The organism is Rhodoferax sp. (assembly GCF_030646845.1).
Classification (GTDB): Bacteria; Pseudomonadota; Gammaproteobacteria; order Burkholderiales; family Burkholderiaceae_C; genus Rhodoferax.
This window is the reverse complement of record NZ_JAUSLE010000063.1, coordinates 126,679-139,384: the sequence shown is the minus strand read 5'-3', so window position 1 is coordinate 139,384 and position 12,706 is coordinate 126,679. Positions and strand designations below refer to the sequence as shown.

11 protein-coding genes are annotated in these 12,706 nt (G+C 61.8%); 4 read left to right on the top strand and 7 right to left on the bottom strand.

Annotated elements, in window-relative coordinates; genetic code table 11:
* Positions 1-71 precede the first annotated feature (71 nt).
* Genes Q7T10_RS15665 through Q7T10_RS15640 form a run of 6 tightly spaced genes read right to left on the bottom strand, consistent with a single transcriptional unit; the run spans position 72 to position 6,700 of the window.
* Entirely contained in the window at positions 72-1,235 is a 1,164-nt protein-coding gene (locus Q7T10_RS15665) for an ABC transporter substrate-binding protein (protein ID WP_304750098.1), read from the bottom strand.
* A 32-nt stretch (positions 1,236-1,267) separates the two neighbouring features.
* The gene (locus tag Q7T10_RS15660; RefSeq protein ID WP_304750095.1) at positions 1,268-3,124 is read right to left on the bottom strand and encodes a long-chain fatty acid--CoA ligase; all 1,857 of its coding nucleotides are present in this window, start codon (positions 3,122-3,124) and stop codon (positions 1,268-1,270) included.
* Between the two features lie 4 nt (positions 3,125-3,128).
* Positions 3,129-3,926, bottom strand: coding sequence for an ABC transporter ATP-binding protein (locus Q7T10_RS15655; protein ID WP_304750092.1), 798 nt, complete (start codon positions 3,924-3,926; stop codon positions 3,129-3,131).
* Positions 3,923-4,735: an ABC transporter ATP-binding protein gene (locus Q7T10_RS15650; protein ID WP_304750089.1), complete on the bottom strand. Its 813-nt coding sequence runs from the start codon at positions 4,733-4,735 to the stop codon at positions 3,923-3,925. Before Q7T10_RS15650 ends, Q7T10_RS15655 begins: the two co-directional genes overlap by 4 nt.
* Positions 4,736-4,746: 11 nt before the next feature.
* Positions 4,747-5,823, bottom strand: a complete 1,077-nt coding sequence (locus Q7T10_RS15645) for a branched-chain amino acid ABC transporter permease (RefSeq protein WP_304750086.1) — start codon at positions 5,821-5,823, stop codon at positions 4,747-4,749.
* A gap of 1 nt (position 5,824) precedes the next feature.
* Positions 5,825-6,700: a branched-chain amino acid ABC transporter permease gene (locus tag Q7T10_RS15640; protein ID WP_304750084.1), complete on the bottom strand. Its 876-nt coding sequence runs from the start codon at positions 6,698-6,700 to the stop codon at positions 5,825-5,827.
* A gap of 131 nt (positions 6,701-6,831) precedes the next feature.
* Here Q7T10_RS15640 and Q7T10_RS15635 point away from each other — a divergent pair, with 131 nt between their 5' ends.
* The 3 genes from Q7T10_RS15635 to Q7T10_RS15625 all read left to right on the top strand — a co-directional run bounded on the left by Q7T10_RS15635 (position 6,832) and on the right by Q7T10_RS15625 (position 10,154).
* On the top strand, positions 6,832-7,647 hold the full coding sequence (locus Q7T10_RS15635; RefSeq protein ID WP_304750081.1) for a crotonase/enoyl-CoA hydratase family protein: 816 nt from the start codon (positions 6,832-6,834) through the stop codon (positions 7,645-7,647).
* Between the two features lie 248 nt (positions 7,648-7,895).
* Positions 7,896-8,852, top strand: coding sequence for an aldo/keto reductase (locus Q7T10_RS15630; protein WP_304750253.1), 957 nt, complete (start codon positions 7,896-7,898; stop codon positions 8,850-8,852).
* Positions 8,853-8,870: 18 nt separating this feature from the next.
* A complete protein-coding gene (locus Q7T10_RS15625) occupies positions 8,871-10,154 on the top strand; it encodes an NTP/NDP exchange transporter (protein ID WP_304750078.1) in 1,284 nt (427 codons plus the stop codon).
* A 35-nt stretch (positions 10,155-10,189) separates the two neighbouring features.
* Here the strand turns inward: Q7T10_RS15625 and Q7T10_RS15620 are convergent, their stop codons facing one another.
* On the bottom strand, positions 10,190-10,630 hold the full coding sequence (locus Q7T10_RS15620; protein ID WP_304750076.1) for an acyl-CoA thioesterase: 441 nt from the start codon (positions 10,628-10,630) through the stop codon (positions 10,190-10,192).
* Positions 10,631-10,671: 41 nt separating this feature from the next.
* Here Q7T10_RS15620 and Q7T10_RS15615 point away from each other — a divergent pair, with 41 nt between their 5' ends.
* On the top strand, positions 10,672-12,495 hold the full coding sequence (locus Q7T10_RS15615) for an ABC transporter ATP-binding protein/permease (protein ID WP_304750073.1): 1,824 nt from the start codon (positions 10,672-10,674) through the stop codon (positions 12,493-12,495).
* Positions 12,496-12,706 lie beyond the last annotated feature (211 nt).

The following is a 12,706-nucleotide window of genomic DNA, read 5'->3' as shown; positions in this document are numbered from 1 at the left end:
GATGGGACTCCATGCATTCTTGACCCCGGGTCAAAAATGTCAAGCTGTCGCAAACCCCCAAAGGGAAACTACTAGGGCTTGACGTAATCCGAGATGACTTTCCACTTGCCATCCTGGATCCGCGACAGGCGCGACAGATCGCTGCCCAGCCGCTGTTTGGCCGTGTAGGTCAGTTTGGGTGCGCCAAAGATGTCCGGCGCAATGGTCATGCTGTCCATGGCTTTGATGAAGCTGTCGGTGGTGAGGGCCGGCCCCGCTTTTTGAGCGGCCTGAATCAGGATGTCGATCATGGTGTAGCCGTAAGCCGAGAACACGGTGGGGTCTTCACTGAACCGGGTCTTGTACTTGTTGGCCCAGAAGCGGATCGGCTGTGACGCTTCGTCGGTGTACGGGTTCTGTACCGACATGGTGGCGTACATGCCGTCCATCGCCTTGCCGCCGAGCTTGTGAATCAGATCGGTATAGGCCGCCACCGAGCCGAAGAACACAGGGTTGAACCCATTCTTGCGCGATTCGCCGATGGTGCCTATGGTTTCCCGGATGATGGTGCCGAGCACGACGAGATCGCAACCCGCCGCTTTCATTTTGGCGACCTGTGACGAGAAATCTGTGGCACCGCGCTTGAACGAGGTCTTTTCGGTCATCTCCACTGAGATGGTTTTCAGTCCTGCTTCGGCACCGCGCAGCACCTCCAGGCCGAACTCGTCGTCCTGGTAGATGGCGCACACTCTCTTGGCATTCTTGTCCTTCACCATCTTGGGCAGCGTCGTGCGCATCTGGTCGTAGTAAGAGCTCAGCAGGGCGTACTTCAGGCGGTGGGTCGGCTCGTACATCTCGCGCGCCGCGGTGAGTGGCATGAAATTGATGACGTTCTTCTCAAACTGCACCGGCATGGCCGCGTTGTTGTGCGCCGTACCCAGATGGCCGGCCATGATGAAGATCTTGTCCTGGTTCACCAGCTTCTGGGCTGCCAGCACGGCCTTCTTGGGGTCGTAGCCGGAGTCTTCCGTCAACAGTTTGAGCGTGCGTCCGTGCACGCCGCCCTGCTCATTGATTTCGTCCACGCGCAGCTGCATGCCGTTGCGCGCCTGTTTGCCATAGCCCGCCAGCGGACCGGACAAATCCTGAATGGTGCCGATCACGATTTCGGTCTTGCTGACGCCCTGCTGCTGTGCATAGCACAGGGAGGAGGCGGTTGCCAACGCAACGAGGAGAAGGGAAATTCTCGGTTTCATATGGGTTACTCCGGTTGTGAGGAGGTTAAGGGTTAGCGGTACATGGCCTCAATTTGGGCCGCGTACTTCTTCTCGACCAGCTTGCGTTTGAGCTTCATGGTGGGGGTGAGTTCCTCATCCTCGGCGGTGAGCTGGTTTTCGAGCAGGAAGAATTTCTTGATCTGCTCGACGCGGGCGAACTTCTTGTTGACCCGGTCGATCTCAGACTGAATCAGTTCCTGCACTTGCGGCGACCGCGTCAGTGACGCATAGTTGCTGAAGGGCACGTCCTGGTCCTGGGCAAACTTCTCCACGTTTTCCTGGTCAATCATGATGATCACGGTGAGGTAGGGACGCTTGTCGCCGATCACCACCGCATCGGTGATGTAGGGGGAGAATTTCAGGTCATTCTCCAGCTCGCTGGGGGTGACATTTTTGCCGCCGGCCGTGATGATGATGTCCTTCATGCGGTCGGTGATGCGGAAGTAGCCGTCCGCATCCATCACGCCCACGTCGCCGGTGTGCAACCAGCCATCCTTGTCGATGGTCTCCGCCGTTTTTTCCGGCAGGTTTAAATAACCGGCGAATACGTTTTTGCCCCGCACCAGGATCTCGCCCGTGGCCGGGTCCAGTTTGACTTCATTGAAGCTGGCGGCCGGTCCGATGGAACCGGGTCGCATGCGGTCAGCCGGCACGCCGGTGGACGCACCGCAGGTTTCCGTCATGCCCCACACCTCCAGCATGGGCACGCCCAGGGCCAGGTACCAGCGCACCAGATCGGGCGAGATCGGCGCCGCACCGGTGACCAGGAAGCGGGCCTGGTGAATGCCAATCAGCTTGCGCACATTGTTCAGGGCCAGCCACTGGGCAATATTGAACTTGAGCTTGAGCCAGCCGCTGACGGCCTCGCCGGCCAGTACCTTGTTGGCAATTTCGGTGCCAACACCGATGCTCCAGGCATAGGCGGCTTGCTGCACGGCCCCGGCCTCTTTCAGGGAAATCATGACGCCTGAGTAGAACTTTTCCCATACGCGCGGCACCCCGGTAAAAACGGTCGGCGCGATTTCGCGCACGTTCTCGGGAATGGTTTCCGGGTTCTCCACAAAATTCAGCTTGGTGCCGGTGTACAAGGCGAAGTACTCGCCGCCCATGCGTTCGGCGATGTGACACAAGGGCAAAAAGCACATGCGCTCGTCACGCTCGTCCTGCGCGATCAGGGTGTTGAAACCGCGCACCGTGTAAACCAGTCCGGCGTGCAGGTGCATGGCGCCCTTGGGCTTGCCGGTGGTGCCGGAGGTGTAGACCAGAATGGCCAGGTCTTCGGGCTGGCAGGCGTCAACGCGCCGCTGCAACTCGTCCGGATGCTGGGCCAGGTACTGGCGGCCCAGCGCGCGCAGGTCATCCAGACTGATGATGCCTGGGTCATCCAGGTCGCGCAGCCCTTCCATGTCAAACACGACGATTTTGCGCAGACCCGGCAAGCGGTCGCGCACTTCGAGCGCCTTGTCCAGCTGCTCGTCGTCTTCCACGAACAGGACGGTGGTGCGCGAGTCCTCGCACAGGTAATGCACTTGCGACGGCGCATCCGTCGGGTAGATGCCGTTGGACACGCCGCCGCACGACAGCACGGCCAGGTCAGCCCACACCCATTCCACGACCGTGTTGGCCAGAATGGAAGCGCAATCACCTTGGGCAAAGCCCAGGCTCATCAGGCCGCCGGCTATTTCGCGCACGGCCTCGGCGGTCTGGTTCCAGGTCCAGCTGCGCCACAGTCCCAGGTGTTTCTGGCGCATCCACACATTGGGGCCGCGCTGCTTCACCGCGTTCCAGAATATCGCCGGAATGGTCTCGCCCGCCATCACGATCTCGCGATTGGGCTGGATATTGCTTAAATCCCAGAGTTGAGTCATTTCCTTATCTCCAGGTTTTCTTCTTTTTCCAGCGCCGCTCGCCGCGCACGCCGTCTTCTTTCAGCCCGAGGTAGAACTCCTTGATGTCATCCTTTTCGCGCAGGCGGGCACAGGTGTCTTCCATCACGATGCGGCCGTTTTCCAGCACGTAGCCGTAGTCCGAGGCGTTGAGCGCCATGTTGGCGTTCTGCTCCACCAGCAGAATGGTGGTGCCGCGTTCACGGTTGATGCGCACCACGATCTCGAAGATCTCTTTGGTGAGCTTGGGCGAGAGGCCCAGGCTGGGCTCGTCCAGCAGCATGAGGACTGGATTGGCCATCAGCGCCCGCGAGATCGCCAGCATCTGCTGCTGCCCGCCCGACAACAGGCCCGCATCCTGCGCGGCACGCTCGCGCAGGATGGGAAAGTAGCCAAAGACGGATTCGATGTCTTTGGCTACGCCATCGCGGTCTTTGCGTGTGTAGGCGCCCATGAGCAGGTTGTCACGCACGCTCAGCAGCGGGAACACCTCGCGCCCTTCCGGCACATGACTCAGGCCCTGCTGCACGATGAAGGCGGGGTCCTGGGCCGTGATGTCGTTGCCCTTGAATTCAATCGAGCCTTTGCGCGGGTCGATGATGCCCGAGATGGTTTTCAGAATGGTCGTCTTGCCCGCGCCGTTCGACCCCAGCACTGTCGCAATTTCGCCGCGCCGGACCTGAAGGCTGACGCCGCGAATGGCCTTGATGGGGCCATAGGCGCTCTCGACGTTGAGCAGTTTGAGTACGGGCAGATCGCTCACTGCGGGAGGGGTGGCGCTCATGCGGCTTGCCTGCGCAGGGAAGACACGTCATCGACCGAGCCGAGATAGGCTTCGATCACGCCGGGGTCGGTTTGCACTTCGCGTGGCGTGCCCATGGCCAGCACCTCGCCCTGATTCATTGCCAGCACGCGGTCCGAGACTTTGGAGACCAGTGTCATGTCGTGTTCCACCATCAGCACCGTAATGCCCAGTTCGTTTTTGATGTCCTGAATCCAGAACGCCATGTCCTCGGTTTCCTCGACGTTCAGGCCGGAGGACGGTTCATCCAGCAGCAGAAGCTTGGGCTCGGTGCACAAAGCCCGTGCCATTTCAACCACCTTGCGCACGCCGTAGGGCAGGCCGGCCACCATCGAGTCGCGGTGATGCTGCAGGTCGAGAAATTCGATCACTTCCTCGGCCTTTTCCCGCGCCTTCAGTTCGGCCTCACGCGCCGTGCTGGTGAAAAACAGGTCTTGCCAGAGCCGAGTTTTGCGGTGCGTATGGCGACCAATCAGCAGGTTGTGCAAAACCGTGGCGTGCTCGAAAAGTTCAATGTTCTGGAAGGTGCGCGCGATCCCCAGCCCGGCAACGTTTTGCGGCGGCTGGTCGGTCAACCGGATGACGCCCTGGGGGCCCAGGTAATCGATCTCGCCAGTGGTCGGGGTGTAGATGCGGCTGATCAGATTGAAGACCGTGGTCTTGCCCGCGCCGTTGGGGCCGATCAGGGTGAATACTTCCCCCTGCCTGACATCAAAACTGACGTTGTTGACCGCCAGTACGCCACCGAAGCGCACACTCAAATTTTTGGCGGAGAGGAGTGCTTGGTTCATAGCTGCATTTTTCATTTCAGCCGATCCGATTTCTGGAAGGATTTCTGCCGCTTGAACATGCCTTTGCGGTAGAACGGGAACATCTGCAGGTAGGTTCGGATCTTCAGCCAGCGACCGTAAAGCCCCTGGGGCTCAAACAGCACAAAGGCCACCAGTACGGCGCCGTACACCACGCCCTGCAGCCCCGGTGCCTGACCGATGACCGCAGGCAGGTAGTCTTTGAAGATGGCGATGGCCTGCGGCATGGTGATCAGGAAGATGGCGCCCAGGAAAGCCCCATGCACGGAGCCCACGCCGCCAATCACGATCATCAGCAGCAAATCGATCGACTGCAGGATGTTGAACTGGTCAGGTGAAATGAACTGCAGCTTGTGCGCGTACAGGGCGCCGGCAATTCCCGCCAGCGATGCCGACAGAGCGAACGACAGGGTCTTGTAGCGCGCCAGGTGAATGCCCATGCTTTGCGCTGAAATCTCCGAGTCGCGAATGGCAACAAACGCGCGGCCGGTGGGCGCGCGCAGCAGATTCAGGATGCCCAGCGTGGACAGCACCGTGATGACCAGGCATAAAAAATAGAACTCTTCGCCGGAGTTCAGCGTCCAGCCAAAAATATCTGGCTTTTTGATGTGAATGCCCGCGTTGCCGCCGGTCACCGACTCCCAGCGCGCCAGCACTTCTTCCACGATGAAGCCGAACGACAGCGTGGCCATGCCCAGGTAGATGCCCTTGACCCGCAGCGCCGGCAAGCCCACCACCAGGCCCACCGCCGCCGACAGGCCGGCGGCACAGGCCAGGGCAATCGGAAACGGCATGCCGGCATTGGTCAGCACCGCCTGGGTGTAGGCGCCCACGCCCAGAAACGCGGCGTGCCCCAGCGAGAACAGGCCGGTAAAGCCCGCCAGCAGCATGAGGCCCAAACCCGCGATGGCATAGATCAGCACGAAGGTCAGCTGCGCCAGCCAGTATTCGGCCACCAGCCAGGGCGCGGCGATCAGCACCAGCATGAGTGCGCCGTACCAGAAGATGTGTCCGCCGTGTTTGGCAAGCTTGATGTCCTGCCCGTAATCGGTCTTGAAGATAAAACGCATGTCAGACCTTTTTACGCAATTTTTCGCCGAACAGCCCGGTGGGTTTGACGACCAGCATGATGAGCACCACGATGTAGGCGGCCGTGTCCTTGAAGCCATCGGGCAAGTAGAAGCCTGACAACGATTCCACAATGCCGATCACCAGCCCACCCACGATGGCGCCGGGCAGGCTGCTGAAGCCGCCGACCACGGCTGCGGGAAAAGCCTTGAGGCCGATGAATCCCATGTTGGCGTGCACAAACGTAATTGGCGCGAGCAGCAGCCCGGCAATGGCGGCAACCGCCGCGGCCAGTCCCCAGGCAATGCCGTTGAGCCGTTTCACCGGGATGCCCATGTAATAGGCGGCCAGCTGGTTCTGGGAGGCGGCCTGCATCGCAATGCCCAGCTTGCTGTAGCGGAACAGCACATACAGCAGCACACACAGCACCGCGGTGGCACCAATCACGACCATCTGCTCAACGTTGAGCACCAGGCCGGCCACGTTCCAGATCTGGTCCTTGTAGGGCACGGGCAGCGTGTGCGTCTCGGTGCCGATGTTGGGGATCATGGTGATCAGGCCGCGTGCCACATAGCCAATGCCGATGGTCAGCATGACGATGGAAAACGCGGGTTGCCCGAGGATCGGCCGGATCACGACGCGCTCCAGCAGCACGCCGAACAGCGCCATGCCCGCGATAGCGCACAGCACCGACAGCCAGTACGGAAACCCGAGCATGGTCATGGCGGCCAGGCCACCGAACGCGCCCAGCATCATGAGCTCGCCCTGGGCGAAGCTCACGGTCTCGGTGGCTTTGTAGATGAGCACGAAGCCCAGCGCAATCAGCCCGTAAATGCACCCTTGTGCGATCCCGCTGATCACCAGTTGTAGAAGCTGCACTTTGTCTCCTGTTGCATAGCCTGTCGTTTATAGCGGCTAGTTCGACGAAGACCGACAGGGTTTTTACCGACACCCTGTCGGGCAAGCGACAGGTGAATGCAGTTAATCGCAGAAACCGGCATCATGTCGCCATGAACAACTCAGTTGATATCTGTCAGCATGGTGCCATCACCGTCGTGACACTGAATCGTCCCGACGTGCGCAATGCTGTGGACGCGGCCACGGCCCGTAAGCTGCACGCGGCCTTTCTGGCGTTTGACGCCGATGAAGCGGCGCGTGTGGCCGTATTTCACGGTGCCCATGGCCACTTTTGCGCGGGATGGGATTTGCAGGCCGGTGCCCGTCTGGCGCAACAGGCCGATGCAGATCAGCAGAGCCCGCTGGCGGGGTTGGCGTTCTCGCCGGACGACTGTGTGCCACCCGGTCCGCTGGGCCCGATGGGGCCGTCGCGTTTGCTGTTGTCCAAGCCGGTGATTGCCGCCGTCAGCGGTGCCGCGGTGGCTGGTGGCATGGAGCTGGCGCTGTGGTGCGACATGCGGGTCATGGAGGAGGACGCTTACTTTGGCGTGTTCTGCCGCCGCTTTGGTGTGCCGCTGATCGATGGCGGCACGGTGCGCCTGCCGCGGCTGGTCGGTATGGGGCACGCCATGGATCTGATTCTCACCGGGCGCAAAGTGGACGCAGCCGAAGCACTGCAAATGGGCCTGTGCAACCGGGTGGTGCCTACGGGCCAGGCGCTGGAGGCGGCACTGGCGCTGGCGCAGCAGCTGGCCAGCTTCCCGCAGAAGACCATGCTCGCCGACCGCATGAGTGCCTACGCCCAGTGGGACTTGCCGCTGCCTGAGGCCCTGCACCAGGAGTGGGAGCGTGGCAAGCAGTGCATTGATGAAGGATTGCAGGGGGCGGTGCGCTTTGCTGCCGGCGGCGGTCGGCACGGAAAGTTTTAATGAAATTGGCCGCTAGCCCTTATGCAATATGCGCTAGTAGCTATTGAATAGATAGCATTTGTGGGCCGGCTCGCCGGCCCACCTGATGCAGGCCGTTGCGTTGGGTCCATAGAAGCGGCGCGATGGAACTCGGCAGCCGCTTTCGCGGTCCTAGCTGGCATCGCCCGTTGCATCGGGTGCCATCGAATCCGGGAGGCTCCATGAATTTGCCACCTCGTCACCACGAACCGTCCTGTGCACCCGTTGGGATGCGCCGGGCAGATTTCCTGCGGCTGGCTGCCGGTGGCGCCACGCTGGCCATGGCCGGCGCTGCTGGCCCGCTGCATGCGCAGGGAGCCGCGCCTCCGGCGCCGGATGGCCCCACGAAACCGCAGACCATGCCCATGCTCACCCGCCCGATTCCGGCCAGCGGCGAAGCGCTGCCAGTTATCGGCCTTGGCACCTGGCAGGGCTTCGACGCAGCCCCCGGTTCCGCCGAATACCGCCGTCTGCCCGCCGTGTTGCAGGCCTTGTTCGACGCTGGCGGCTCGGTGATCGACAGCTCGCCGATGTACGGCCGCGCCGAAGCAGTGGCCGGCGAGCTGCTCGCTGCCGCCAACAGCCGTAACAAGGCGTTCGTCGCGACCAAAGTGTGGACGCGCGGCCGTGCCGAAGGCCTGCGCCAAATGAACGACTCGCTACGCCTCCTGCAAACCGAGTGGATCGAGCTGATGCAAATTCACAATCTGGTCGACTGGCGAACGCAGCTCGCCACGCTGCGCGACTGGAAAGCCGCCGGACGGATTCGCTACCTTGGCATCACCCACTACACACCTGTCGCCTACGGTGAACTTGAAGCGGTCATGCGCACGGAGCGCTTTGACTTTGTGCAGGTCAACTATTCGCTGGATGAGCGCGACGCCGGGCAGCGCATCCTGCCGCTGGCGGCCGAGCGCGGCATGGCGGTGCTGATCAACCGGCCCTTTGGCGGCGGCGGGTTGCTGCAGCGCTTGCGCGACCGGCCGCTGCCGCCCTGGGCGGGCGAGGTCGGTGCGACCAGTTGGGCGCAGTTGCTGCTCAAGTTTGTGCTCAGCCAGCCCGCAGTGACCTGCGCGATTCCCGGTACCAGCCGCCCCGAGCACATGGCCGACAACGCCCGTGCCGCTACTGGCCGCATCCCCGATGCTGCCTTCTGGCGCCGTCACGCCGAGTGGTTTGGCGTCTGAGTCGTGGACGGCTGATCGATGCTGACCACCCTGTTCCGGCGAGCAGTGCCGGTGCGTCCCGGCGAAACCGTGCCGCTGCTGCTCGCCACCGCCTACGGCTTTTGCATCCTGTTCGCCTACTACCTGTTGCGACCGGTGCGCGACGAGATCAGCGCCGCCGACCGGGGCAACCTGCAACTCTTGTGGACAGCGGTGTTCTTCGTGATGCTGCTGGCCGTGCCGCTGTACTCGGCGGCGGTGGCACGGCTGCCCCGTGGCGTCTTTGTTCCGCTCGCCAACCGCTTTTTTGCCGTCAACCTGATCGCCTTTTATGCTGCACTCATGCTGCTACCTGAATCGGCGCGGCTCTGGATTGACCGGGTGTTCTATGTGTGGACCAGCGTCTTTGCGTTGTTCGTGGTCACTGTGTTCTGGGGTCTTGTCGTCGACCTGTTTCGCGACGAACAGGGCAAGCGGCTGTTCGGGTTCATCGCCGTCGGCTCGTCGCTCGGCGGTCTTGTCGGATCGGCCAGCACCGCTGCGCTGGCGCCGCACCTGCCGGTTTTTCTGCTGTTGTTGTTGGCGGTGCCGCCGCTGGAAGGCGCCTGCTGGCTGGCCCGCGCGCTCGATCGTCGCGCCGCGCACGCCCCCGAAACGCTGAACCGCGAGCCCGAACAAACCATCGGTGGCAGTGCCTGGAGCGGCCTCGGCCCGGTCTGGCGCGACCCTGCGCTGCGCAACATCGCGCTATGGATATTGCTGATGACCTTTGCCTCGACCGTCCTGTATTTTGTGCAGGCCCATCTCGTTGGCGAATCCATCACTGACCGGGCGCTGCGCCGGGCGTTTCTGGCCCGCATCGATCTCGCCGTCAACGCGGTCACCATCGTCACACAAGCATTTCTCACCGCGCCCATCCTGGCCCGACTCGGTATTGGCCTGACGCTGGCGCTGCTGCCAGGCGTGGCCGCGCTCGGTTTTTTGCTGCTTGGCGCGGCACCGACCGCGATCACACTGACCGCGCTGATGGTGGTCCGCGTGCTCTACGACAGCAGCCGCCACGCACTCGCCAAGCCGGCGCGTGAAGTGCTGTTCACCCGTGTCAGCCGCGAACAACGTTACAAATCCAAGGCCTTCATCGATGCCGCTATCTATCGCGGCGGCGACTTGGTCAGTGGCTGGGCCTACGCCGGTTTCGCTGCGCTTGGCCTGGCGACCGGTGCCATCGCGCTGATCGCCGCACCGGTGGCCGTGGTGTGGGCCGTGCTCGGGTGGCGCCTGGGGCGGTCAAAGCCGCAGGCGCAGGCACAAGAGCGCAATTGAACGCTGCCGACGGCTTTTCTTCAACCGCTGCCGCGTCAAATCAGCTTTTGGGGCACTTCCCGCGGCTTGCCGTTTTCGTCAATCGCCACGTAGGTGAGGGACGCTTCCGTGACCTTGGCATATTCATTGGTTGAGCCGAAACGCTCGGCAAAGACCTCAATCTTGACCGTGATCGAGGTCCGGCCAATGCGCGTGAGCTTAGCGAAAAACGACAGAATATCGCCGACGCGCACCGGCTGCTTGAAGACAAATTCGTTCACCGCCACGGTGGCCATGCGGCCCTTCACATAGCGGGCCGGCACCACGGCGCCCGCCAGATCGACCTGCGCCATGACCCAGCCACCAAAGATGTCGCCATTGGCGTTGCAGTCGCCGGGCATGGGAATGACCTTGAGCACCAGTTCCTGGTCGGTCGGTAGCTGGACGTTGGCGCCACGGCTTGACGTGGCGGGGTTGGGGCTTGGGTCTTCAGACATTGGCACAATCTAGGTTGTTTAAGCCACCTGATTGTCCACCCATGCGCCGCTCTGGCGAACTCACCCACTCCCATCCCGGCGCCACCTCGGCGTCTACCCCCGCTGCCCCCCGTTCCGACTGGGCCACGCTCAAACGCCTGTTTCCCTATTTGTGGGAATACAAATGGCGCGTGATGGCGGCGCTGGCGTTCATGGTGGGCGCCAAGATGGCCAACGTCAGCGTGCCCTTGCTGCTCAAGGAACTGGTAGACACGATGAACCCCAAGGCGGGCATCGATGCCAGTGCCCTGCTGGTGGTACCTGTGGCGCTGTTGTTTGCCTACGGGTTGTTGCGCCTGTCCACCACCTTGTTCACCGAGTTGCGCGAACTGGTGTTTGCCAAGGCCACCGAAGGGGCGTCGCGCACGATTTCGCTGCAGGTGTTTCGCCACCTGCATGCCTTGAGCCTGCGTTTTCACCTGGAGCGCCAGACCGGTGGCCTGACGCGTGACATCGAACGCGGCACGCGGGCGGTCAACTCGCTGATCTCCTATTCGCTGTACAGCATCATCCCCACGCTGATCGAAGTGGCCATGGTGCTGACCTACCTGGCCATCAAGTTTGATGTCTGGTTTGCCCTGATCACCATCATTGCACTGGTGTTCTACATCACCTTCACCGTCAGTGTGACCGAGTGGCGCACCAAGTTTCGCAAGCAGATGAACGAGCTGGACTCCAAGGCCCACAGCCGTGCCATCGACTCGCTGCTGAACTTCGAGACCGTCAAATACTTCAACAACGAAGAGTTCGAAGCCAGACGCTACGACGAGAACCTGGAGAAATTCCGCCTGGCCTCCCTCAAGAGCCAGCGCACACTGAGCCTGCTCAACACCGGCCAGCAACTCATCATCGCCACCGGCCTGATCGCCATGCTCTGGCGTGCCACCCAGGGCGTGGTCGATGGCCGCATGACGCTGGGTGACCTGGTGATGGTCAACGCATTCATGATCCAGCTCTACATTCCGCTGGGCTTTCTCGGCGTGCTGTACCGCGAGATCAAGCAGAGCCTGACGGACCTGGACAAGATGTTCACCCTGATGGAGCGCGAGCGTGAAATTGCCGATGTGCCCGGCGCGCAGCCGCTCCAGGTGAATGGCGCCAATGTCACCTTCAGCCACGTCGATTTTGCGTATGACCCGGCGCGACCGATCCTGCATGACATCAGCTTCGAGATTCCGGCCGGCAAGACCGTGGCCGTGGTCGGTCCTTCCGGCTCGGGCAAGTCCACGCTGGCGCGACTGCTGTTCCGCTTCTACGACGTTCAGCGGGGCCAGATCTTGATCAACGGGCAGGACATCAAGCAGGTGACGCAGGCCAGTGTGCGCCAGGCCATTGGCATCGTGCCGCAAGACACGGTGCTGTTCAACGACACGGTCGAATACAACATCGCCTACGGCCAGCCCGGCGCCACGCGCGCGCAAGTTGAAGAGGCAGCGCGCGCTGCCCATATTCACAATTTCATCAGTGCCACGCCAAAAGGCTACGACACCATGGTGGGCGAGCGTGGTCTCAAACTGTCGGGCGGCGAAAAGCAGCGCGTGGCCATTGCCCGCACCCTGCTGAAAAACCCGCCGATCCTGATCTTCGACGAAGCCACCTCGGCGCTGGACTCCGCCAACGAGCGCGCCATCCAGGCGGAGCTGCAAAGCGTGGCGCAAAACAAGACCACGCTGGTGATTGCGCACCGCTTGTCCACGGTGGTGGATGCGCACGAAATTCTGGTGATGGACGCCGGCCGCATTCTGGAGCGCGGCACACATGCGGAGCTGCTGGCGGCGAATGGAAGGTATGCACAGATGTGGGCGCTGCAGCAGTCGTCGGAGTAGGTTTTTGAGTGTTTTAGGCCTCTAGCCCTCGTCGCATATGCTTGGGTAGCTATTTAAATAATAGCGACGGAGAGGTGGAGAACGAAAATCAGCTCAGTTCTTTTGAGCGATGGGAATGCGGCGGTTGCAGTCGATCACCTGGAAATCGGGAGTACCAGGTTGGGCCATATACGGTCATTGCGCTAAGTCGCACCAAGCGGACGTTCGCCAC

Bases quoted from the DNA above. Each gene is read 5' to 3' on its own strand.
- Q7T10_RS15655 (WP_304750092.1), bottom strand. From the start codon at position 3,926: ATGAGCGCCACCCCTCCCGCAGTGAGCGATCTGCCCGTACTCAAACTG.
- Q7T10_RS15635 (WP_304750081.1), top strand. From the start codon at position 6,832: ATGAACAACTCAGTTGATATCTGTCAGCATGGTGCCATCACCGTCGTG.
- Q7T10_RS15665 (WP_304750098.1), bottom strand. From the start codon at position 1,235: ATGAAACCGAGAATTTCCCTTCTCCTCGTTGCGTTGGCAACCGCCTCC.
- Q7T10_RS15660 (WP_304750095.1), bottom strand. From the start codon at position 3,124: ATGACTCAACTCTGGGATTTAAGCAATATCCAGCCCAATCGCGAGATC.
- Q7T10_RS15650 (WP_304750089.1), bottom strand. From the start codon at position 4,735: ATGAACCAAGCACTCCTCTCCGCCAAAAATTTGAGTGTGCGCTTCGGT.
- Q7T10_RS15645 (WP_304750086.1), bottom strand. From the start codon at position 5,823: ATGCGTTTTATCTTCAAGACCGATTACGGGCAGGACATCAAGCTTGCC.
- Q7T10_RS15625 (WP_304750078.1), top strand. From the start codon at position 8,871: ATGCTGACCACCCTGTTCCGGCGAGCAGTGCCGGTGCGTCCCGGCGAA.
- Q7T10_RS15630 (WP_304750253.1), top strand. From the start codon at position 7,896: ATGCGCCGGGCAGATTTCCTGCGGCTGGCTGCCGGTGGCGCCACGCTG.
- Q7T10_RS15615 (WP_304750073.1), top strand. From the start codon at position 10,672: ATGCGCCGCTCTGGCGAACTCACCCACTCCCATCCCGGCGCCACCTCG.
- Q7T10_RS15620 (WP_304750076.1), bottom strand. From the start codon at position 10,630: ATGTCTGAAGACCCAAGCCCCAACCCCGCCACGTCAAGCCGTGGCGCC.